A 21,528-nucleotide genomic window follows, 5' to 3' on the forward strand; every position below is an offset into this window, starting at 1 on the left:
AGATGCTCGATGCAATCAAGGCGCCCTTGCAGACGCAGTGGCAGGCTTCTTCCCTCGGCATACGCTGGCGTGCGCTGCCGGTCAGGGACCGCACGGCGTTGTTGGGGCTCGGCATTTTCCTCGGGCTGGTCCTGCTCTACTTGCTGCTCTGGCTTCCGGCCGAGCGGCGTCTGGCCAGTGCACGCGAGCACTTCGAGTCCCAGCGCGGCCTGCATGCCTATCTGCAGCAGCGTGCTCCCGAGGCGCGATCAGTACGGGTCCAGCCCCAGAGCCAGGTGGATCCGGAGCGGCTGCAGGGGCTGGTGACCGCCACCGCCGCCGAACAGGGGCTGGCCATCGAGCGTGTCGACAGCGATGCTCCCGGCGCGGTGCAGGTGAACCTGCAACCCGCAGCGTTTCCAAGTCTCCTGCGTTGGTTCGGCGTGCTGGAAGGGCAGGGGGTTCGCATCGAAGAAGCCGGACTTGACCGCAACGAAGATGGCCGGGTCACCGCGCGTGTATCGCTGAAGGTGGGGAGCTGACTGCGCCCCGACTTCGTGCGGGCGCACCGTCATGGTGCGCGTTGCTGCGCCGGGAAAAGGGACATGAGATTCGCCAGGAGAAAAAATCCATACAGGGTGTTGACTTAGCGAAGCCCTCTGCGTAAATTGCGCGCCTCGCAAGGCGATGGGTGATTAGCTCAGCCGGGAGAGCATCTGCCTTACAAGCAGAGGGTCGGCGGTTCGATCCCGTCATCACCCACCAATCCTTGCGAATTTCGGACGAAAGTCCGGCCGACGCGCAGCGGTAGTTCAGTCGGTTAGAATACCGGCCTGTCACGCCGGGGGTCGCGGGTTCGAGTCCCGTCCGCTGCGCCATATTTCCCATGTTCGAGTCGCTCGGGCATGAAGCGGCAAGGTCCACAGGGCCGGGTCGCCAGACGATGCAAAGGTTTCACCGGACGCAAGTCCAACCGACACGCAGCGGTAGTTCAGTCGGTTAGAATACCGGCCTGTCACGCCGGGGGTCGCGGGTTCGAGTCCCGTCCGCTGCGCCATATAGAGAAGCCCTCAGGTAGCAATACCTGGGGGCTTTTTCTTTTTCTCTCTTCCGCATTCTTCGACGCTGCTCCCCAGGGGTAATTTTCCGGTCACCTGGGATCGTTACATTCCTGGCATGGGTTTTGTTTCCATGACCGCTATCGATACCAGGAGGAACGCGTGATGGACGACTACCAGGAAGAGATTCTCGATTTTCACGCTGGCGAGCAGGACACGGTAGAACCGGCGGACGACGCTACCGAAATGTGATCAGCCTGCCTGGCGCTGGGCGCGGCGGAACTCGCCTGGAGTGCTGCCGCTCCAGCGTTTGAATGCGCGCTGGAAGGCTTCCGCCGAGGCGAAGCCGAGCAGGTAGGCGATTTCACCGAAGGCCAGTTCGGTGTCGCGGATGTAGGCCATGGCCAGGTCGCGGCGGGTTTCATTGAGGATGGCTCGATACTGGGTGCCTTCCTCGGCCAGCTTGCGGCGCAAGGTCCAGCTGGGCATCTGCAGGCGTGCCGCCACTTCTTCCAGATCCGGTTCCCGCCCGTGCAGCAGCGGCCCCAGCAACTGGGTGATGCGCTCGCGAAGGCTGCGGGTGCGGGTCAGCTGCAGCAGCTCCCTCTCGCAGATATCCAGCAATTGCCGCCAGGTGGCGGGGCAGTGTTCACAGCCGCGCAGCGCCAGGGTGTCCAGCGACAGGCGCAACTGATTGGCGCCCGCCTCGAACTCCACCGGACAACCGAAATGCTCGGCATAGCGCTCGGCGTAGTCGGGTGCGGCGAATTCGATTTCCACTTTCTCGATGCGGATGCCGGCACCGACCAGTTGGCTCAGGTGGCTCTGCCAGCCCGCCAGAACCGAGTCCACCACGAAGCGGTTATAGGCGTTGTAGGGGCTGATGGAATAGAAGCGCAGCCAGGCGCCCTTTGAGTCCTCGTGGAAGCTCGACTGTCCGCGATAGTTACTGGCGTAGAGCCGTTCGAAACGGGCCAGGGCGCGAGCTGCTTCCCGCAGGTTGGGGGCCTGTTCGGCGCAGACACCCGCGAGCCCGAGCTGGCTGAGGCGGCTGAGGCGGCCCATGGCCAGGCCGAGGGCGGGGTCGCCGCAGAGCTGGATGGCGGCATGGCCGAGACGCATGAAACGTGGGATCGACAAGCGCCCATGGGGTTCGGCGAAGCGCGCGGCATCCAGGCCGAAGCGCTCCAGCAGTTCCGTCGCGCAGTGACCGGCCTGTTCCAGCGCCGCTGCCATGCTGAGAACGGAACTCACGGAGAGGTCGCCCAGCTTCACCCGTTGCGTTTTCATCGGGCACCCAGCCAGGCATTCAGCAGATGGCTACCCGGCACATCGCTGGCCTGCGGGGCGCCGAGGGGCGTCAGCACACTGCCGGACGGCGCCTTGTGAAGCGGCCAGAGCCGGCCGCGGAGGAAGAGCGTTTCACTGGCGCTGGTCCGGCCGTCACTCAGGGTGACTTCACTCTGCGGATAGCCCGAAGCCCAACTGCGCGTAATGGTTACCTGGCCGCTGACGGTCTGCAGTTCCTGGCGCGATTCATGGCGGGTGCTTTGCGGCCAGGGCTGGCTGAAGGGCTCGCCGAGCAGGTTGCCGTCCGGGGAGAAGGCCAGGGCCAGGTTGTAGAGGTCGCCATGGCCGCTGCGCAGCTTGCCTTCCTTGAGGTAGGGCGAGGGGAGGAGGATGGAGCCGGCGAGGAGGGTGACCCGGTACTCGCCGGCCAGGCGGCTGAACAGCTTCTGGTAGTCCCGTGCCATGCGCCGGGCCTTGGCGCGCAGCAGGGCTTCCTCCAGGTCCTGGCCCTGCAGGTAGAGGCGGCCCAGCAGGGTGGGGTGGCTGAGGGTGAGCAGGCGGCTGCCCTCGGTGAAGGTGCGGGCCTGGTAGAGGTTGTGTTTCTCGTCCCGCAGCAGCAGCCAGGTGCCGATGTGGTCGGGCAGCGCGACCACGGTCCGTTCATTGAGCAGGCCCAGGGCGCGGGCCTGGTCGAGGGCCGCCACGAGCTTCATGCGCAGCAGGTCGGGATCGCGGTAGTCGCTGGGGTAGAGCTCCGGGCGGATCGCCAGCAGGTTGCCACTCGCGCTGGCTGCACCCACGTCGCTGGCCAGGCTGGCGCGCAGATCGGACAGGTAGTGGACGCGCGGGCGTTCGCCGGTCCATACCGCATAGGCGGTCAGGCAGCTCACCAGGATGGCGGCGATCAGGGGCGTCAGCAGTTTGCGCATGGAATGTCCGGTGCCGGGAAATGCCGATCAGGGTAGGGGACACGCTGCCGATTGCCAAGGGTCGCTGTCATTTTTGATCAGTAACTTGTCAGTTCCGATCATTGAGCGGGCAGTGCCTGCTCTTTATCGTCTGCCCCACAACCGACTCCGGCCCTTCGAGGCCAGGGGCACTTCCGTGAATAGCACCGCCTGTTGTGGAGGAACCATGACCGCCACCCGTTACCCGCACCTGCTCGCGCCCCTCGACCTGGGCTTCACCACCCTGCGCAATCGCACCCTGATGGGCTCCATGCACACCGGCCTGGAAGAAAAGCCCCACGGTTTCGAGCGCATGGCCGCCTACTTCGCCGAGCGCGCCCGGGGTGGCGTCGGCCTGATGGTGACCGGCGGCATTGGCCCGAACGCCGAAGGCGGCGTCTATGCCGGTGCGGCCAAGCTGACCACCGAGGAAGAGGCCGAGAAGCACAAGATCGTCACCCGTGCGGTGCACGAGGCGGGCGGCAAGATCTGCATGCAGATCCTCCACGCCGGCCGTTACGCCTACAACCCCAAGCAGGTCGCACCGTCGGCCATCCAGGCGCCGATCAACCCCTTCAAGCCGAACGAGCTGGATGAAGAGGGCATCGAGAAGCAGATCCGGGATTTCGTCACCTGCTCCGTGCTGGCGCAGAAGGCCGAGTACGACGGCGTCGAGATCATGGGTTCCGAGGGTTACTTCATCAACCAGTTCCTCGCCGCCCACACCAACCAGCGTACCGACCGCTGGGGCGGCAGCTACGAGAACCGCATGCGCCTGGCGGTGGAAATCGTCCGCCGCGTGCGCGAAGCCGTTGGCCCGAACTTCATCATCATCTTCCGCCTGTCCATGCTCGACCTGGTGGAAGGTGGCAGCACCTGGGACGAGATCGTCACCCTGGCCAAGGCCATCGAAGCGGCGGGTGCGACCATTATCAACACCGGTATCGGCTGGCACGAAGCGCGTATCCCGACCATCGCCACCAAGGTGCCGCGTGCGGCCTTCACCAAGGTCACCGCCAAGCTCAAGGGCGAGGTGAAGATTCCGCTGATCACCACCAACCGCATCAATACCCCCGAGGTGGCCGAGCAGGTCCTGGCCGAAGGCGACGCCGACATGGTGTCCATGGCCCGCCCGTTCCTCGCCGACCCGGACTTCGTCAACAAGGCCGCCGAAGGTCGCGCCGACGAGATCAACACCTGCATCGGCTGCAACCAGGCCTGCCTGGACCACACCTTCGGCGGCAAGCTGACCAGCTGCCTGGTCAACCCGCGCGCCTGCCATGAAACCGAGCTGAACTACATCCCGGTCACCCAGGCGAAGAAGATCGCCGTGGTCGGTGCTGGCCCGGCCGGCCTCTCCGCCGCCACCGTCGCCGCCGAGCGTGGGCACAGCGTGACCCTGTTCGACGCTGCCGGGGAGATCGGTGGCCAGTTCAATGTGGCCAAGCGCGTGCCAGGCAAGGAGGAGTTCTACGAGACCCTGCGCTACTTCAAGCGCAAGCTGGAGACCACCGGCGTCGACCTGCGCCTGAACACCCGCGTTTCGGTTGAGGATCTGGCCCGGGGCGGCTTCGACGAAATCATCCTGGCCACCGGCATCAGCCCGCGTACTCCGGAGATTCCCGGTATCGACCACCCGATGGTGATCGGTTACCTGGACGCCATCCTCGAGCGCAAGCCGGTCGGGCAGAAGGTGGCGGTCATCGGTGCCGGCGGTATCGGCTTCGACGTGTCCGAGTTCATCACCCACAAGGGCGAGTCCACCAGCCTGAGCCGCGAAGCCTTCTGGAAGGAGTGGGGCATCGACGGCGCCCTGGAAGCCCGTGGCGGTATCGCCGGGATCAAGGCCCAGCCCCATGCGCCGGCACGCCAGGTGTTCCTGCTGCAGCGCAAGAAAAGCAAGGTGGGCGATGGCCTTGGCAAGACCACCGGCTGGATCCACCGCACCGGCCTGAAGAACAAGCAGGTGCAGATGCTCAACGCCGTGGAATACCTCAAGGTGGACGATGCCGGCCTGCACATCCGCGTGGCCGACGGCGAAGCCCAGGTGCTGCCGGTGGACACCGTGATCGTCTGCGCCGGCCAGGACCCGCTGCGCGAGCTGCACGAGGGCCTGGTAGCCGCTGGCCAGAGCGTGCACCTGATCGGTGGCGCCGATGTCGCTGCCGAACTGGACGCCAAGCGCGCCATCAACCAAGGCTCGCGCCTCGCTGCCGAGCTCTGAAAGCCAGAACAGGATTTGCTGCGCGTCGGTTCTGCCTTGTTGAAACCGCCTCGGAATGCTCATTTGGCATTCGAAAACTGCGCTTCCTCGGCGGTTTTCGCGTAGCAGCCCGCTAGCTCGCGAAATCCTGTCCAGGCTTTTTCCACCAACCGCCCGGCTTTTTGCCGGGCGGTTTCATTTCCAGTTCCAACCACGTCACACTTTTGCCTTGCCGCTGGTCCGACAGGTTGTCGCGGCAGGGCTCTGCCAACCCAGTCACATTGCTCGACGACTAATATCCCCTAGACTTTTCTAAAGTCCGGATCAGTGTGTGCGGACGAAAAAAACGTACCACCAGGCCCCCATCAACGCCCGCCGTGATTCACCGCGCAAAGCCAGAGGTAGAGCGATGAGCATGCTGAAGAAGCCGCAAACGGTGGAAGCCGTCGTGTTCTTCAACGACCGCGGCATCTGCAAGCAGATGCTCTACTCGGAATTCGAAGCCATCCTCGACGGGGTGGTCGGTCTGCCGGAGTTCGCCGACTGCCAGATGCAACTGGCCTACCTGATGATCAGCCCGCGCCTGCAGGTCCGGGCGGTGGTCTTCTTCTATCTCGACTTCGACGAAGAGGGGCGTGCCGATACCGGCTGGAACCTGCCGCTGCGGCAACTGGCCGAGCGCGCCGGCCGTGGTCCTGATCTTGGCGCCGGCCCCATTCGCCTGGCCTGCCGCAGCCAGTGCCCGGTGTCCTGGCAGCAGATGCACCTGTGGGACCCGAGCCTGAATTCCGATCGCAATGACCTGGCGCTGCTGCGTGACGCCATCAAGCTCAATACCCTCGGCGTGCTGGTGGAAGAAGAACTGCCCAAGGTGCTGGATGCCGAGAAGCTCCAAGTGGCACCGGAAGACAGCTGGTACGCCCCGCCGGAAATCACCAAGGAGATGGCCGAGCAACTGGCGGAGAAAATGGAAAAGGAGCACCGCCTGAAGACCGCCCAGCTGGTCCGCCAGCAGCGTCTTCGCCTCAGTTCCCTGAGCCAGCAGAATGAAGAGGCCATCGCGCGCGTGCGCCATGCCGCCGACCAGAGCCATTCGGCGTTGCAGGAGCAGATTCGCGCCCTGCAGCACGCCTTGCGTGAGCAGGAAGAGGCCAATGCCAGCCTGCGTGCCGAGCTCGAGAACGAGTCGGAGCGCCATCAGGCCAGCCGCGAGGAAATGAACCTGCAATTGCGCGCCCTGGAGCGTCACGGGCGCACCGAGGCCGACATCCTTCGCGCCCAGTTCGAAAGCGAGCTGCAAACACGGGTCGCCGCTGCCGTATCCGAGTATCGCGAGCAACTGGCCATTCGCGATGTCGAGCTGGCCTATCGCGACCAGTTGGACGCCCAGCTCCAGGCCGAGCTCAATCGCCTGCGCCAGGAGTGCGAGGCGCTGGAATCCCAATCCGGACAGCAGATGCTGGACCGCCTGGCCCAGTTGGGCGTCGTGTTCGTGGTCTACCACCCCGGCGCCGGCCACCTGACGATTCCGCTGGCGGACATCACCCGTTACCAGGACAACCCCCAGGCTTACGCTGCCGCCAAGTGCTTTGTCTCCGAGAACCAGTACCGCCATTGGCTGGCCCACTACCAGCAGCCCACCTGTGAGGCGAGCCTGCCCAGCGGCGAGCGTTGCAGCATGCCGATCGACCGCGTCGAAGCCCCCAGTCGCTTCGTCGCCGGCGAATCCAACTGCTGTCCCCGGCATCGCTCGGGAGGACGCCTGCGTACCGCCGGTTGAGCGGACCCGCACCGGTGCCTGATCTATCCTTGCGCCCCCTCCCTGGACGCCAACGGACCCGACATTGCCCCTGATCCTGCCTGACTGGAATCCCCGCGCCGTACTCGAGCCCTTGCGCCTGCCCTGGCTGGACGCCGCCGGGCTGGAGCTGGCCGTGCTGCGCCTGGACGCACTGGACCCGCTGGTTTCCGGCAACAAGTGGTTCAAGCTGGCGCCCTGGCTGGCCAGGGCCGGGCGTGACGGCGCCGAGGGTCTGATCAGTCTCGGCGGCGCCCACTCCAACCATTTGCACGCGCTGGCCGCCGCCGGTGCGCGCTTCGGTTTTCCCACCGTCGGATTGCTGCGTGGCGAGCCCCAGGACACACCGACCGCGCAGGACCTCCGGCGTTTCGGCATGGCGCTGCATTGGCTGGGCTACGGCGGTTACCGGGCGCGCCATCAGGCCAATTTCTGGGAGCCCTGGCTGCAGCGCTACCCGGGTTACCAGCCGGTGCCCGAAGGGGGTGGCGGCCTGACGGGTGCCCAGGGCTGCGCCGCCCTGGTGGCGATGATCCGCGAGCAACTCCCCGCGCTTGGCTGGGGGGACTACCACAGCCTGTGGACCGCTGTCGGCACCGGTACCACCCTGGCCGGGCTGGTGCTGGGCGAGGCGGGCGCGCATCCGGTGATCGGCGCCCTGGCGGTACCAGTGGATCACGGTGTGCCCGCGCAGGTGAGTGGCATCCTCGCCGAGGCCGGCTGCACCGATGCGGGCTACCGGCTGGTCGACGCCAGTCGTGGCGGCTTCGCCCGACTGGATGCCGAGCTCGCGCGCTTCCTGCTGGACTGCGAGCGCGACGGCGGAGTCGGCCTGGAACCCCTCTATACCGCCAAGGCCCTGCTGGCCATCCGCGACGAAGCACGCGCCGGCCGAATCCCCTCGGGCAGCCGCCTGGTGCTGCTCCACACCGGCGGCCTGCAAGGGCGAAGAGCCCTGCACGACGAACTGTTGCGACTGGCCGGCTACACTGACCAGGCAGTGGAAGCCCAAGGATGAGTCCATGAGCGAACCCCTGATTCCCCAGCAACTGCGCAGCCTCATCCCCCTCAATGCCCTGTCCGACCAGCAGTGGCGCGAGTTGCGCTCGCAGCTGGTGCCCCAGCCCTTGCTGGCCGGGCAACTGCTGTTCCGGCGTGAGGACCATGCGCGGGTGACCTGGTACTTGCTGTCCGGCGAACTGCTCCTGCGGGATGCCGATGGCGTCGAGACCCGCCTGGAAGCGGGCAGTGAAGCCAGTTGCCATCCTGTTTCGCCGACCCTGCCGCGCCTGCACGAAGCCCTGGCGCTTCGCGACTGCTCCCTGCTCGCCATCGACAGCGCCACGCTGGCGCGTCAGCTGACCTGGGGCTCGACCCACCAGGACCTGATGCTTGAGCTCAGCCCGGATGGCGACAGCGAGTGGCTCGAAACCCTGCTCGCCAGCCCATTGCTGGCCAGGGTGCCGCCAGCCAACGTGCGCAGCATGCTGGAGCGCCTGCGGCGGGTGGAGCTGCCGGCGGGCAGCCAAGTGATGGGAGAAGGGGAGACCGGGGACTGTTGCTACTTCCTGCAGTCCGGCCGCGCCGAAGTCATTCGCGGTGCCGGCAGCGAGCAGCAGTTGCTGGCCGAACTGGAAGTGGGCGCCTGCTTTGGTGAAGAAGCGCTGCTGGGGGATTGTCCGCGCAACGCCAGCGTCACCCTGCTGGAAGACAGCGTGCTGCAGCGGCTGGACCGGGAGGACTTCCTCGAACTGCTCAAGGCACCGGTGGTGGACGAGGTCAGCCTCGGCGAAGCGGTGCGCATGCTGGGCAGCGGCGGCCAGTGGCTGGACGTGCGCCTGCAGGAGGAATACGAGCGCGCCCATGCGCCCGAGGCCCTGAACATGCCCCTGCATCTGCTGCGCCTGAAGGCGCGGCTGCTGAACAACGGTGGAACCTATCTCTGCTATTGCGACAGCGGCAAGCGCAGCGCCAGTGCCGTGTTCATGCTTTCCCAGCTGGGCTTTCGCGCCTACGCGCTGCGAGACGGCCTGGACGCGTTGCCGGCCTTGCAGCGGGATGCGTTGATCAGCGAGACCGGTGCCGGCTACCTGGCCCGTTCCGGCGGCCGGATCGAACGCAGCCGTTGATCCCCTCACGTCGCATAGACAAGTTCATTTCCCGCCCCACAACTGGGGACATCGACGTGCACCGGTGAAGTTTTCCGCCGGTAATCTGAAGTTTGCGAAAGTTCATGCCGTTGCCTGAGGCGGCGGTTTCTCCGAAGTTCCGCTGGAAGTTCGCAGCGCATATCCGGCACCCACTTTCGGGTGACCGGTTTCGGTCTGACTTTCCGACTATCGACTTGATACTGTTGCGCGCCTCCAGCCCCTCTACGACGCTGATGACGCGGATGCCCCATTCCTCTCGGAGTGGCCGGTTTCCGTCGGTGCGGCGTCTTCGCCGGGGCCATTGCAGTGCCTTCCGCCAACACGCCGGATACTGCAATCCCAACCATTGTCGCCGCGTTTCCCATTACTTCGTCCGCACTTGGGCAACTTCCCGAGGAGGTCTCCTCGTGGCCGGCGCCCAGGCATTTCTACGGCTGAAACTCACCAGCATAGAAGGGCAATGCCATGCGTATAACAGCCACAACAGTCGCAGTTTCGCTGATCCTGGGCGTTGACCTGCAGCCGGTCCGGGCAGCGCTCTACGCGGTTGACCAGGGCGCCCCCACCCCGGCCAACGGCTTCTTCGCCGCCTGGTACCAGGACACCCATGGCCGGGTCCTGGACCTCTGCCTGTCCAGGGCGAAGAGCTCCATGGTGCCGGGCAGCAGCATGTGCACCCTGATTCCCAGCGCAGGGGTATTCGACGACATCCGGCCCATCAGCTTCCCTGGCAATTTTCCCGACGAGGCCTTCTGGTTCACCGGGGAGACCCTCATCAGCGATGCCGCCAGCGGCATCGACCTGCTCCATGTCTCGGCGCTGGAGGCGGCCTTCAATGGCGAGTTGCCGGCGGAAGGCGACCCGATCAGCTTCGCCCGCATCCGTATCCGCGTGACGGTGCCCAGCGCTGGCACCTATACCGTGACCCACCCATACGGGGTCGACGTGTTTCAGGTGGATGCGCCTGGAACCCGCGCCATCGACATGACCCGCGATATCGGCATTGGCGCTCCGGGCGACTTTCGCGGCGCCCTGGCTGGCAGCCTGGGCCCGTAGCGGGTGAGCCGCAACGGCCCCTACCGGGAAACCGATCCGCAGACCGGTGTGGTGGAGACCTTCATCGGTGACCCCAATCTCGCCGAGCAGGTCACCGGCAGCCCCTTCGGCACCCACTACGTGCGCATCGAAGGCCCCGGCGGCCAGGTGGCCCATACCAGCCTGTTCAGTCTGTCCGGCAAGGTCTTGAGTAGCCGTGCGGGCACCGCGCTGGAAGTTCCTCGGGCCAGCTACAGCCGCAGTGCCGCGCGCACCTGGATCTCGGTGTTCGGCAGTTCCACCGCTGGCGCCAGCCTGTGCTTCCGCGAATCCATCGACCCGGTGGGCGATCCGCCGTCGCCAGCCTGACCCAGCCGCCCATCGGCCACGGTGCGTACCACGGGCGCCCTGGGCGGGCTGCTCACGGGCATCGTCGGTATCCTGGTGCCGTCGGCACGGCGCTATGACTGGGGCATCAGCGGCACCACGTCGCGACCGGCCGGCAACAGCATCCGCGTGGAAGTCACCAGCAGCGCCGGCGTGACCCCGTTGGGGACCGCCACACCGGCGGCCAACGGCACCTGGCGGGTGACGGTGAGCAATTCCAGCATTGCGCCCAGCAGCAACCCCGGCGCCACGGCGCGCTCGGCCTTTGGTACCGTGCGGACTAGTCCGGTGGTTGCGCAGTAAGGGGTCGAGCCAGCGCCCGCGGCCATTCCGGCTGCGGGCGCTGCGCGTTTCGGGGAACTCTTTGCCCGGGGCGAGCCGCGCGCCCTACAGCGGCGCCAGTGGCCAGCGGTCACTGACCACGAAGGCGCGCTCCGCTTCCTTCCAGCGTCCATCCCCATGAGGCACCAGACGCACCAGCAGGCGCGCGGGGCTGTCCGGCTCCAGCTGTTCGCGCCAGTGCTGGAAACGCTCCGTGCTCCAGCGGTCCTCGGCTTCGCTGACGGCGGGCGCCAGCCAGGATTGCCGGGGCAGGGGCTGCCAGCTGCCGTCTTCTGTCTGCGCGAGAAAGTCGTCCAGTTCGTTCTGGCGCAGCCATTGCCCGCGCAGGTGGCCCGGGTTGGCGCCTTGTGGCGCCGTGCAGTTGCCCGGCCAGGGGTAGAAGAGGTAGCCGCCCAGCCAGAGTTCGGCGCTGGCCGGCTGGGCATCCAGCCGGTCGAGTACCTGGCGGCTTTCCGGGTTGGACGACAGTGGCAGCTGGTGCTGGCTGAGGTGCTCGAGCTTGAGGTCGAGGCGGTCGTGGCTGCCTGGCCCGAGCCACTCGGAGGCGTTGCTGCCGTCGCCATGGCGCGGTCCCAGGTAGAGCTTGATCGCCAGCTCCAGGTGGTGCACACCCTCGGCGTCACGCAGCAGCAGGTCGAGCTCGCCGAGGGTCTGGCCGGCGATGCGGATCGGCAGGTTGGCCGCCAGCAGCTCCACATCGGGGGCCTGGTCCAGGGCGAATTGCCAGAGACGCTCGTAGTAGAGGCCCAGGCGCCGGCTGGGGGCCTGGGCCAGCCACTGGTCGAGAACGGCGGGTTGCCGGTCGAGTGCGCACAGCCAGTCGGCGAGGAGGTCGGGATGGCTGAACCAGCCGCTCGCGCTGAGCGGGTGGCGCTGGCGCCAGGGCGGTTGGCTGAGCAGCGGCGGTGAGAGCAGGGCCCACGCGAGGTCGCGCACGCCGCAATGGCGCAGTTGTCGGGGAAGGTCGGTCAGCGATTCGAAGGCGTGCATGCTGCGAGCATAGCCGACGGCGGTTTGCCGCTGTCCGCTGCTATCCCCCATAATTTCGCCATTCCTCACCTCGCCAATGCCGCTCTGGAGTCCCATGGAGCAATTTCGCAATATCGGCATCATCGGTCGCCTGGGTAGTTCCCATGTGCTCGACACCATTCGCCGGCTGAAAAGATTCCTGCTGGACCGCCATCTCCACGTCATTCTCGAAGACACCATCGCCGAAGTGCTGCCGGGCCACGGCCTGCAGACCTCTTCGCGGAAGATCCTCGGCGAGGTGTGCGACCTGGTGATCGTCGTCGGCGGCGATGGCAGCATGCTCGGCGCCGCCCGCGCCCTGGCTCGGCACAACGTGCCGGTACTGGGGATCAACCGTGGCAGCCTGGGTTTCCTCACCGACATTCGTCCCGACGAGCTGGAAGTGAAGGTGGCCGAGGTGCTGGACGGCCGCTACAGCGTCGAGACGCGTTTCCTGCTGGAGGCCGAAGTCCGTCGCCACGGCGAAGCCATTGGCCAGGGCGACGCACTGAACGACGTGGTGCTGCATCCTGGCAAGTCGACGCGGATGATCGAATTCGAACTGCACATTGACGGCCAGTTCGTCTGCAGCCAGAAGGCCGACGGCCTGATCATCGCCACGCCCACCGGCTCCACGGCCTACGCGCTGTCCGCCGGTGGTCCGATCATGCATCCCAAGCTCGACGCCATAGTGGTCGTGCCCATGTATCCGCACACCCTGTCCAGCCGGCCCATAGTGGTGGACAGCACCAGCGAGCTGAAGATCGTGGTTTCGCCCAATCTGCAGATCTACCCCCTGGTCTCGTGCGACGGCCAGAACCACTTCACCTGTGCCCCGGGCGACACCATCACGGTGGCCAAGAAGCCGCAGAAGCTGCGCCTGATCCACCCCCTCGATCACAACTATTACGAGGTCTGCCGGACCAAGCTGGGCTGGGGCAGCCGACTGGGTGGAGGCGACTGATGAGCCTCGATCCCGCCCGTGGCTACGACCTGATCGGCGACGTCCACGGTTGCGCCCATACCCTGGAGCGCCTGCTCGAACGCCTGGGGTATCGCAAGCAGGGGGATGTCTGGCGGCACCCGCAGCGGATGGCGCTGTTCCTGGGCGACATCGTCGACCGGGGGCCGCGCATCCGCGAGGCGCTGCACCTGGTGCACGCCATGGTGGAGGCCGGGCAGGCGCTGTGCATCATGGGCAACCACGAGTACAACGCCCTGGCCTGGAGCACGCCGGCGCCACCGGGCAGCGGCCGTCATTTCGTCCGTGAGCACACGCCGCGTCATACCCGGCTGATCAAGGAAACCCTGGAACAGTTCGAAGGCCACCCGGCGGACTGGCGGGATTTCCTCGGCTGGTTCTACGAATTGCCGCTGTTCCTCGATGGTGGCCGTTTCCGCATGGTGCACGCCTGCTGGGACAGCGCGATGATCGCCGCCCTGCGGGACATGCATCCGGACGGGCGGATCAACGAAGCCTTTGTCAAAGCCGCCACCGACTCCTCCAGCTTCGCCGGCCGCGTGTTCGATCGCCTACTGCGCGGTACCGACCTGCCGCTGCCTGGCGGCATGACCCTGACCGGCAGCGACGGTTTCACCCGTTCGGTGTTCCGCACCAAGTTCTGGGCGGAGGACCCGCAAACCTACGGCGACGTGGTGTTCCAGCCCGACGCCCTGCCGGATCAGGTGGCCAGCCAGCCCCTGTCCCAGGCGCACAAGTCGCGCCTGCTCAGTTACGGGCCGCAGGAACCCATGCTGTTCGTCGGCCATTACTGGCGGCGCGGCCGACCGGCGCCAATTCGCGGCAACCTGGCCTGCCTGGACTACAGCGCAGTGATGTACGGCAAGCTGGTGGCCTATCGGCTCGACCAGGAAAGCCGGCTGGACCCGGACAAGTTCGTCTGGGTGGAAGTGGAGCGTCCCGAGGTGCCCCGATGAGTGCGGTGGAAGTATTGCGGTTGCCCCTGACGGTGGACCTTTCCGGCTTCATAGCCCTGCTGCAACGCCTGGACGTGCCATACCGCGTCAGCGAGGAATCCGGTGAACAGGTGCTCTGGGTGCCCGGGGATCAACTGGCGGAGCAGGTGCGCGGACTCTATGCGCGCTTCCCCGACGGCGATCCGCATTTCCAGCTGCAAGTGGAGGCGCCGAAAGCACCCGTGCGTGCCGGATTCTTCGCACAGCTCATGCACAGCCGCATCACCAGCCTGGTATTGCTGGTCACCCTGGTGGTCGCCGCGCTTACCAACCTGGGGGACAACTTCTCGGTCATTCGCTGGCTGAGCTTCCAGGACTTCCAGATCGAGGGCGATTACGTCTACTTCTCGCCGCTGGCCGAGAGCCTGGAAGCGGGGCAGTGGTGGCGCCTGGTTTCGCCGATGCTGATCCACTTCGGCATTCTCCACCTGGCAATGAACGGCATGTGGTTCTGGGAGCTGGGCCGGCGTATCGAATCGCGTCAGGGCGGCTTCATGCTGCTGGTGCTGACCCTGGGCTTCAGCCTGGTATCGGACTTCGCCCAGTACTTCAGCAGCGGCGCGACCCTGTTCGGCGGATTGTCCGGCGTGCTCTACGGCCTGCTTGGCCATTGCTGGGTATTCCAGCGCCTGGCGCCGTGCCCGGCTTACCGGTTGCCACCGGGTGTGATGGCGATGATGCTGGTCTGGCTGCTGATCTGCCTGTCCGGCCTGATCACCACCCTGGGCTTTGGCGCCATTGCCAACGGCGCCCATGTCGGTGGCCTGGTCGCCGGCTGCGCCACCGGGCTGCTTGGCGGTGCATTGGCGCGTCTGTGCCGGTAGAATGCGCGCTCCGTCCCACTCCCAGGACCCGAATCGCCCATGTCGTCTTTTGCCCATCTGATCAGCAACATCACCCAGGATGTCTACGAAAGCCTCAAGCTGGCCGTGGAAATCGGCAAGTGGCCGGACGGCCGCAAGCTGACCCAGGAGCAGAAGGAGCTGTCGCTGCAGGCGGTGATCGCCTGGGAGCTGAAGAACCTGCCCGAGGAAGAGCGCACCGGCTACATGGGCCCTCAGGAGTGCAGCTCCAAGTCCGAACCCATCCCCAACATCCTGTTCAAGTCGAATTCGGTTCACTGATGCTGGAACTAGGACGTGGCGCACTCAGCAAGATGTCGGTGCGCCTTGAAACACCCGTGCAATACGGCTTCCGCCTCGGCGAGGCGGATATCGCGGCGAACCCGTTGATCGGCAAGCATCTGCGCCTGGAGTTCCTCGGCGCCATCCATTGCATCCACTGCGGGCGCAAGACCAAGAAGAGCTTCAGCCAGGGTTACTGCTACCCCTGCTTCACCAAGCTGGCGCAGTGCGACAGCTGCATCGTCAGCCCGGAGAAGTGCCACTACGACGAGGGCACTTGCCGCGAGCCGGAGTGGGGCGAGCGCTTCTGCATGACCGACCACGTGGTCTATCTGGCCAACTCATCGGGCGTCAAGGTGGGCATTACCCGCGCCAGCCAGGTGCCGACCCGCTGGATCGACCAGGGAGCCAGCCAGGCCCTGCCGATCATGCGCGTGGCCACCCGCCAGCAGTCCGGCTTCGTCGAAGACCTGCTGCGCAGCCAGGTGGCCGACCGGACCAACTGGCGCGCCATGCTCAAGGGCGAGGCGCCGCCGCTGGACCTCCAGGGCATTCGCGACGAGCTGTTCGACCATTGCGCGGATGGCATCCGCGCGCTCCAGGATCGTTTCGGCCTGCAGGCCATCCAGCCGGTCAGCGACGTCCAGCCCATCGAGATCAGCTATCCGGTCGATGCCTATCCGACCAAGGTCGTCAGCTTCGATCTGGACAAGACGCCGGTGGTGGAGGGTACGCTGCGGGGTATCAAGGGCCAGTACCTGATCCTCGATACCGGCGTGATCAACCTGCGCAAGTTCACGGCCTACCAGTTGGCCATCAGCGCCGCATAGCTCCGGGTCCAGGGCGAAAGCTGCCTTCGCCCGACGACTTTTCGTGCAGGCCCTTGTCATCAGGTCGGTAGGGTAATAGGCCATACTCCGACCTTGACCCATTCATCCAGAGCGGCCCAGGGTTTAGGGGCCGCCCCGCAATCAAAGAGACGACCATGCGCACCGAGCAACCGAAAGTCATCTACCTCAAGGATTATCAGGCCCCCGACTACCTGATCGACGAGACCAACCTGACCTTCGAGCTGTACGAGGACCACACCCTGGTCCACGCCCAGCTGGTGATGCGCCGCAACCCTGAACGGGGCGAGGGCCTGCCGCCGCTGGTGCTCGACGGCCAGCAGCTGGAACTACTGTCCCTGTCCATGGATGATCGCGAGCTGGGCGCCGCCGATTACCAGCTGGAGGACAGCCACCTGACGCTGCAACCGCAGGCGGCCAGCTTCACCCTCGACAGCACCGTACGCATCCACCCGGAAACCAACACCGCGCTGGAAGGCCTGTACAAGTCCGGCAAGATGTTCTGCACCCAGTGCGAGGCCGAAGGTTTCCGCAAGATCACCTATTACCTCGACCGCCCGGACGTGATGAGCAAGTTCACCACCACCGTCAGCGCGGAACAGCATCGCTACCCGGTACTGCTGTCCAACGGCAACCCGGTGGCCAGCGGGGCGGAGGAGGGCGGTCGGCACTGGGCCACCTGGGAAGACCCCTTCAAGAAACCCGCATACCTGTTCGCCCTGGTGGCAGGCGATCTCTGGTGCGTGGAAGACAGCTTCACCACCATGACCCAGCGTGAAGTGGCCCTGCGCATCTACGTCGAGCCGGAAAACATCGACAAGGTCCAGCACGCCATGGACAGCCTGAAGAAGTCCATGCGCTGGGACGAGGAGGTCTATGGCCGCGAGTACGACCTGGACATCTTCATGATCGTCGCGGTGAACGACTTCAACATGGGCGCCATGGAGAACAAGGGGCTCAACATCTTCAACTCCAGTTGCGTGCTGGCCAAGGCGGAGACCGCAACCGACGCGGCGCACCAGCGCGTCGAGGCGGTTGTTGCACACGAGTACTTCCACAACTGGTCGGGCAACCGCGTGACCTGCCGCGACTGGTTCCAGCTGTCGCTGAAGGAAGGCTTCACCGTGTTCCGAGATGCGGAGTTCTCCGCCGACATGAACTCGCGCACCGTCAAGCGCATCGAGGACGTGGCCTTCCTGCGCACCAACCAGTTCGCCGAAGACGCGGGCCCCATGGCCCACCCGGTGCGCCCGGACTCCTTCATCGAGATTTCCAACTTCTACACCCTGACCGTCTACGAGAAAGGCTCGGAAGTGGTGCGGATGATCCACACCCTGCTGGGCGCCGAGGGCTTCCGCAAGGGCACCGATCTCTACTTCGAGCGCCACGACGGCCAGGCCGTGACCTGCGACGACTTCATCAAGGCCATGGAAGATGCCAACGGCGTCGACCTGGCCCAGTTCAAGCGCTGGTACAGCCAGTCCGGCACCCCGCGCCTGCAGGTGGAAGACAGCTACGACGCGGCGGCCAAGACCTACAGCCTGACCTTCCGCCAGAGCTGCCCGGCCACGCCGGGCCAGAAGGACAAGCAACCCTTCGTCATCCCTGTGGAGCTGGGCCTGCTGGATGCCGCCGGCAACGACCTTCCGCTGCGCCTGGCGGGTGAAGCCAAGGCGCAGGGCGGCAACCGCGTGCTGTCGGTCACCGGGGCCGAGCAGACCTTCACCTTCGTCGATATCGCGGAGCGTCCGCTGCCGTCGCTGCTGCGCGGCTTCTCGGCGCCGGTGAAGCTCGCCTTCCCCTACGACCGCGACCAGCTGATGTTCCTCATGCAGCACGATTCCGACGGCTTCAATCGCTGGGAAGCCGGGCAACAGCTGTCGGTGCAGGTCCTGCAGGAGCTGATCGGCCAGCATCAGCGCGGCGAGAAGCTGGTGCTGGACCCGCGCCTGATCACGGCCTTCCGCACCCTGCTGGAAGACGAATCCCTCGATCAGGCGATGGTGGCCGAGATGCTCTCGCTGCCGAGCGAGGCCTATCTCACCGAGATCAGCGAAGTGGCCGATGTAGACGCCATCCACGCCGCCCGCGAGTTCGCCCGCCAGTCCATTGGCGAGGCCCTGTTCCAGCCGCTGCTGGCCCGTTTTAAGGCCAATCGTGCGCTCTCCCGCGACACCGGCTACGTGGCCGAGGCTGCGCATATCGCCCGCCGCACCCTGCAGAACATCGCCCTGTCCTACCTGATGCAGAGCGGCAAGTCTGAGGTGCTGGAGGCCTGCCTGGAGCAATTCAACGGCTGCGACAACATGACCGAACGCCTCTCGGCCCTGGCCGTGCTGGTGAATTCCGGCTTCGAGCAGGAGAAGGCCGACGCCCTGGCGCGTTTCGCCGACTACTTCAAGGACGATCCGCTGGTGATGGACCAGTGGTTCAGCGTCCAGGCCGGCTGCGGCCTGCCGGGCGGCCTGGAGCGCGTCCAGGCGTTGATGGCGCATCCCGCCTTCACCCTGAAGAACCCGAACAAGGTGCGAGCCCTGATCGGTGCCTTCGCCAACCAGAACCTGGTGAACTTCCACCGGGCCGACGGTGCCGGCTACCGTTTCCTTGCCGACCACGTGATCACGCTGAATGCGCTCAACCCGCAGATCGCTTCCCGCCAGTTGGCGCCGCTCACCCGCTGGCGCAAGTACGACGCCAGCCGCCAGCAGCTGATGAAGGCCGAACTGGAACGCATCCTCGCCTCCGGCGAGCTGTCCAGCGACGTCTTCGAGGTAGTCAGCAAGAGTCTCGCCTGACGCTCTTCGACAGCCCGTGAGAGCGGGCTGTCGTCCCTCCGAAATCATCCCTTCATGAAGTGTTACCGGTTAGCTCCGGTAACACTTTTTTGTTACTCAAGGAAATATTCCAGGGCACGTTTATGCGCAAGCGGTCTTAAAAGCCCAGAAAAGCCTTGACCAGACAGCTTTTGGTATGAGCGTACATGCCCTGCAAGTGTGATCTTGAGTGACAAATCGAGCCAGATCGTCCGACAAGATCGGACAGAAAAATTGAAATTGATCAGTGGATGATCAGTCACTTGTTTGACTGAAATTTGTCGCATGTCTTGCGGAGTTTTTCTGACGCTCATTTACGACTTGGCACCATGGTTGCAGAGCCGCTGATGATTTGGCCCTGTTTCGGTGCGTTCCGAGCGGGGTGTGCTCTGCGCTGGGGATTTCCTGCCGAAGCAAGACAAGGCCGCGAAGCGGCTGGACAAACAAGCCCGCCTGACGGGCTGCCAATAACAAAGTGATCAGTCCACGGAGTAAGACTCGATGGAGCTCAAGTCCCGCAAGCCCATGTTGCGTTTCGCACCGGCCAAGGCAGGTTTCGCCTTCGCCGGCATCCTGCCCCTGCTAGTAGCCGCCCAGGCGCAGGCAGTAGAGTTCAGCTTCGCCAACGACGAAATTTCCGGTTCGCTGGATACCACCGTTTCCTACGGCCAGCTGTGGCGCGTACAGGGCCGCGACAAGAACAACGACGACATCAACACCAACGACGGTAACCGCAACTTCGATACCGGCCTGGTCTCCGAGGTCTACAAGATCACTTCCGACCTGGAAGCGACCTACAAGAACTACGGCATGTTCGTTCGTGGCACCGCTTTCTATGACACCCAGATCATGGACAAGCGCAACGACTACCTGGACAACAACAACCCGGCCCAGCCGAGCCAGAACTTCCCGAACGATGACAGCTTCACTTACGAGACCCGTCACAAGGCCGGCCGTGATGCGCAGATCCTCGACGCCTACCTCTACGGCAACTGGGACGTGGCCGACATGCCGGTCACCGGCCGTATCGGCAAGCAGGTGTTCAACTGGGGTGAGGGCATTTTCTACCGCGGTGGCGTGAACACCACCAACCCGGTGGACGCCGCCAAGTTCCGTCTGCCGGGCTCTGAACTGAAGGAAGTGCTGGTGCCGGTGGAAGCCCTGAGCTTCAACGTCGGCCTGACCGAAAACCTGTCGATGGAAACCTTCTACCAGTGGAACTGGAAAGAATCGGCCATCGACCCGGTGGGCACCTACTACTCCGAGACCGACCTGTTCGCTGATGGCGGCAATACGGCCTATTCGACTCAACCGCGCCTGCAGCCCCTCGCACCGCTGTACGGCGGCCTGAGTGCGGCCGGTGTTGGTGGCCTCCAGGGTGGCCGCAACATTGACGCAAACGGCAACATCAAAGTGGCCTCCATCGGCCCGGACATCAATGCCAAGAACGACGGCCAGTTTGGTGTGGCATTCCGCTATATCGCCGAGGAACTGAACTCCACCGAGTTCGGCTTCTACTTCGTCAACTACCACGCCAAGGAACCGACTATCGCGGCCAACCTGGGCGATTACGCGGGCCTGAACCTTGCGCAGATCGCTGGTGCGGCTTCTACCGCGCTCGCACCGCAGGTGCAGCAGGCGGTCGCAGCGCAGGCCGGCATCTCGGTCGCTCAACTGCAGGCGGTACTGGCAAATCCGGCGCTGAACCCGGCTCTGGCGCGTGCCTACTCCAACGCCCTGACCACCGCTTCCACCACTGCCGCTGGCGGTTTGGCGACTATCGACGTAGCCAACGCGGTTCAGGCGCAGCGCGAGTATGCCGAAGACATTCGCATGTACGGCTTCAGCTTCAACACCACCCTGGGCGACGCCTCGGTATTCGGTGAACTGGCCTATCGCCCGAACCTGCCGATCGGCATCGCCACCACCAACGACCTGCTGGGCGACCTGCTGCTCCAGGCTCCGTCCCTGGCGTCCGGCCGCACCGTCAACATCGGCGGCCAGGACGTGCAACTGGGTGACTCGATTCACAACTCCGAGCGCGTAGAAGCCTTCAACACCTCTCTGGGCACCATCTACAACTTCGGTCCGTCGCTGTCCTTCGACTCCCTGATCGGCGTGGCGGAGCTCGCTTCCGAGCACCTGCGTGGCAGCGACCTGCAGTACACCGCGTTCAACGGCCAGAAGCGCTACTACTCCGGCCGTGGCAACAACTCCTATGTGTCCGGCGGCGATCGCGACGACCAGGTCAACAAGAACGCCTATGGCTACACCCTGCTGGTGTCCGGTACCTGGAACGACGTCTACGCCGGCGTGAACATCTCCCCCTACGTCGTCTACAAGGACGACTTCGAGGGCAACTCCTACCAGACCGGCAGCTTCATCGAAGGTCGCAAGGCATACACCCTCGGCGTCAAGGCGACCTACCTGAACAGCCTGGAAGCCGAACTGCAGTACACCGAGTTCTACGGCGGTGGCCAGAACAACTCGGTTCGCGACCGCGACAACATCGGCGTCAGCGTCAAGTACTCGTTCTAAAACCAACAAGAACAATACGGGCGTCCCGGGG

16 protein-coding genes, 3 tRNA genes and 1 pseudogene are annotated in these 21,528 nt (G+C 65.0%); 17 read left to right on the top strand and 3 right to left on the bottom strand.

The genetic code is table 11. The features are described 5' to 3' along the window. Positions 1-2 precede the first annotated feature (2 nt). The 4 genes from FXN65_RS09430 to FXN65_RS09445 all read left to right on the top strand — a co-directional run bounded on the left by FXN65_RS09430 (position 3) and on the right by FXN65_RS09445 (position 1,036). Entirely contained in the window at positions 3-521 is a 519-nt protein-coding gene (locus FXN65_RS09430; protein WP_151132867.1) for a type II secretion system protein M, read from the top strand. Positions 522-668: 147 nt separating this feature from the next. Beyond that, positions 669-744, top strand: a tRNA-Val gene (locus FXN65_RS09435). Positions 745-780: 36 nt separating this feature from the next. Next, positions 781-857 (top strand) — tRNA-Asp (locus tag FXN65_RS09440). 102 nt (positions 858-959) lie between these two features. Beyond that, a tRNA-Asp gene (locus FXN65_RS09445) sits at positions 960-1,036 on the top strand. Between the two features lie 253 nt (positions 1,037-1,289). Here the strand turns inward: FXN65_RS09445 and FXN65_RS09450 are convergent. Beyond that, positions 1,290-2,327, bottom strand: coding sequence for an AraC family transcriptional regulator (locus FXN65_RS09450; RefSeq protein ID WP_151132869.1), 1,038 nt, complete (start codon positions 2,325-2,327; stop codon positions 1,290-1,292). Next, positions 2,324-3,256 carry a carbon-nitrogen hydrolase family protein gene (locus FXN65_RS09455; RefSeq protein WP_151132871.1) on the bottom strand — a complete coding sequence of 311 codons (933 nt, stop codon included), beginning with the start codon at positions 3,254-3,256 and terminating at the stop codon, positions 2,324-2,326. The genes FXN65_RS09450 and FXN65_RS09455 overlap by 4 nt, the downstream gene beginning before the upstream one ends. 205 nt (positions 3,257-3,461) lie before the next feature. On the opposite strand from FXN65_RS09455, the gene FXN65_RS09460 reads away from it, so the two are divergent. The 6 genes and pseudogenes from FXN65_RS09460 to FXN65_RS09490 all read left to right on the top strand — a co-directional run bounded on the left by FXN65_RS09460 (position 3,462) and on the right by FXN65_RS09490 (position 11,150). Further along, the gene (locus FXN65_RS09460) at positions 3,462-5,498 is read left to right on the top strand and encodes an NADPH-dependent 2,4-dienoyl-CoA reductase (protein WP_151132874.1); all 2,037 of its coding nucleotides are present in this window, start codon (positions 3,462-3,464) and stop codon (positions 5,496-5,498) included. A 388-nt stretch (positions 5,499-5,886) separates the two neighbouring features. Then, positions 5,887-7,257: a coiled-coil domain-containing protein gene (locus tag FXN65_RS09465; protein ID WP_151132876.1), complete on the top strand. Its 1,371-nt coding sequence runs from the start codon at positions 5,887-5,889 to the stop codon at positions 7,255-7,257. A 70-nt stretch (positions 7,258-7,327) separates the two neighbouring features. Beyond that, complete coding sequence (locus tag FXN65_RS09470) at positions 7,328-8,293, top strand: 1-aminocyclopropane-1-carboxylate deaminase/D-cysteine desulfhydrase (protein WP_244620754.1); 966 nt, start codon at positions 7,328-7,330, stop codon at positions 8,291-8,293. A gap of 4 nt (positions 8,294-8,297) precedes the next feature. Beyond that, positions 8,298-9,404: a cyclic nucleotide-binding domain-containing protein gene (locus FXN65_RS09475; RefSeq protein WP_151132881.1), complete on the top strand. Its 1,107-nt coding sequence runs from the start codon at positions 8,298-8,300 to the stop codon at positions 9,402-9,404. Positions 9,405-9,890: 486 nt separating this feature from the next. Further along, positions 9,891-10,721, top strand: a pseudogene (locus tag FXN65_RS09480) (hypothetical protein); the annotation flags it as partial. Positions 10,722-10,850: 129 nt separating this feature from the next. Continuing rightward, positions 10,851-11,150, top strand: a complete 300-nt coding sequence (locus FXN65_RS09490; protein ID WP_151132889.1) for a hypothetical protein — start codon at positions 10,851-10,853, stop codon at positions 11,148-11,150. Positions 11,151-11,234: 84 nt separating this feature from the next. Here the strand turns inward: FXN65_RS09490 and FXN65_RS09495 are convergent, their stop codons facing one another. Continuing rightward, positions 11,235-12,179: a DUF1853 family protein gene (locus FXN65_RS09495; RefSeq protein ID WP_151132892.1), complete on the bottom strand. Its 945-nt coding sequence runs from the start codon at positions 12,177-12,179 to the stop codon at positions 11,235-11,237. 94 nt (positions 12,180-12,273) lie between these two features. Between FXN65_RS09495 and FXN65_RS09500 the strand changes: the two genes are divergently transcribed. The 7 genes from FXN65_RS09500 (at position 12,274) to FXN65_RS09530 (ending at position 21,497) form a co-directional block, all read left to right on the top strand. Then, positions 12,274-13,161 (top strand): NAD(+) kinase, encoded by an 888-nt coding sequence (locus FXN65_RS09500; protein ID WP_151132895.1) that lies wholly within the window; start codon positions 12,274-12,276, stop codon positions 13,159-13,161. Continuing rightward, positions 13,161-14,135: a metallophosphoesterase gene (locus FXN65_RS09505; protein WP_151132897.1), complete on the top strand. Its 975-nt coding sequence runs from the start codon at positions 13,161-13,163 to the stop codon at positions 14,133-14,135. The genes FXN65_RS09500 and FXN65_RS09505 overlap by 1 nt, the downstream gene beginning before the upstream one ends. After that, positions 14,132-14,998, top strand: coding sequence for a rhomboid family intramembrane serine protease (locus FXN65_RS09510; protein ID WP_151132900.1), 867 nt, complete (start codon positions 14,132-14,134; stop codon positions 14,996-14,998). The genes FXN65_RS09505 and FXN65_RS09510 overlap by 4 nt, the downstream gene beginning before the upstream one ends. Before the next feature lie 39 nt (positions 14,999-15,037). Beyond that, entirely contained in the window at positions 15,038-15,298 is a 261-nt protein-coding gene (locus FXN65_RS09515) for a YeaC family protein (RefSeq protein ID WP_151132903.1), read from the top strand. Beyond that, positions 15,298-16,128 (top strand): DUF2797 domain-containing protein, encoded by an 831-nt coding sequence (locus FXN65_RS09520; RefSeq protein WP_178119293.1) that lies wholly within the window; start codon positions 15,298-15,300, stop codon positions 16,126-16,128. Before FXN65_RS09515 ends, FXN65_RS09520 begins: the two co-directional genes overlap by 1 nt. A gap of 155 nt (positions 16,129-16,283) precedes the next feature. Further along, on the top strand, positions 16,284-18,941 hold the full coding sequence (gene pepN / locus FXN65_RS09525) for an aminopeptidase N (protein ID WP_151132906.1): 2,658 nt from the start codon (positions 16,284-16,286) through the stop codon (positions 18,939-18,941). Positions 18,942-19,460: 519 nt separating this feature from the next. Next, positions 19,461-21,497 (top strand): DUF1302 domain-containing protein, encoded by a 2,037-nt coding sequence (locus tag FXN65_RS09530; protein WP_151132908.1) that lies wholly within the window; start codon positions 19,461-19,463, stop codon positions 21,495-21,497. The last annotated feature ends 31 nt before the right edge of the window (positions 21,498-21,528 follow it).

The sequence above is a fragment of the Pseudomonas lalkuanensis genome, assembly GCF_008807375.1.
GTDB classification, from domain to species: domain Bacteria; phylum Pseudomonadota; class Gammaproteobacteria; order Pseudomonadales; family Pseudomonadaceae; genus Metapseudomonas; species Metapseudomonas lalkuanensis.

Coding starts and splice junctions, on each gene's coding strand:
- FXN65_RS09465 (WP_151132876.1), top strand. CDS start 5,887: ATGAGCATGCTGAAGAAGCCGCAAACGGTGGAAGCCGTCGTGTTCTTC.
- FXN65_RS09510 (WP_151132900.1), top strand. CDS start 14,132: ATGAGTGCGGTGGAAGTATTGCGGTTGCCCCTGACGGTGGACCTTTCC.
- FXN65_RS09455 (WP_151132871.1), bottom strand. CDS start 3,256: ATGCGCAAACTGCTGACGCCCCTGATCGCCGCCATCCTGGTGAGCTGC.
- FXN65_RS09460 (WP_151132874.1), top strand. CDS start 3,462: ATGACCGCCACCCGTTACCCGCACCTGCTCGCGCCCCTCGACCTGGGC.
- FXN65_RS09500 (WP_151132895.1), top strand. CDS start 12,274: ATGGAGCAATTTCGCAATATCGGCATCATCGGTCGCCTGGGTAGTTCC.
- FXN65_RS09520 (WP_178119293.1), top strand. CDS start 15,298: ATGCTGGAACTAGGACGTGGCGCACTCAGCAAGATGTCGGTGCGCCTT.
- FXN65_RS09475 (WP_151132881.1), top strand. CDS start 8,298: ATGAGCGAACCCCTGATTCCCCAGCAACTGCGCAGCCTCATCCCCCTC.
- FXN65_RS09505 (WP_151132897.1), top strand. CDS start 13,161: ATGAGCCTCGATCCCGCCCGTGGCTACGACCTGATCGGCGACGTCCAC.
- FXN65_RS09430 (WP_151132867.1), top strand. CDS start 3: ATGCTCGATGCAATCAAGGCGCCCTTGCAGACGCAGTGGCAGGCTTCT.
- FXN65_RS09495 (WP_151132892.1), bottom strand. CDS start 12,179: ATGCACGCCTTCGAATCGCTGACCGACCTTCCCCGACAACTGCGCCAT.
- FXN65_RS09450 (WP_151132869.1), bottom strand. CDS start 2,327: ATGAAAACGCAACGGGTGAAGCTGGGCGACCTCTCCGTGAGTTCCGTT.
- pepN (WP_151132906.1), top strand. CDS start 16,284: ATGCGCACCGAGCAACCGAAAGTCATCTACCTCAAGGATTATCAGGCC.
- FXN65_RS09515 (WP_151132903.1), top strand. CDS start 15,038: ATGTCGTCTTTTGCCCATCTGATCAGCAACATCACCCAGGATGTCTAC.
- FXN65_RS09530 (WP_151132908.1), top strand. CDS start 19,461: ATGGAGCTCAAGTCCCGCAAGCCCATGTTGCGTTTCGCACCGGCCAAG.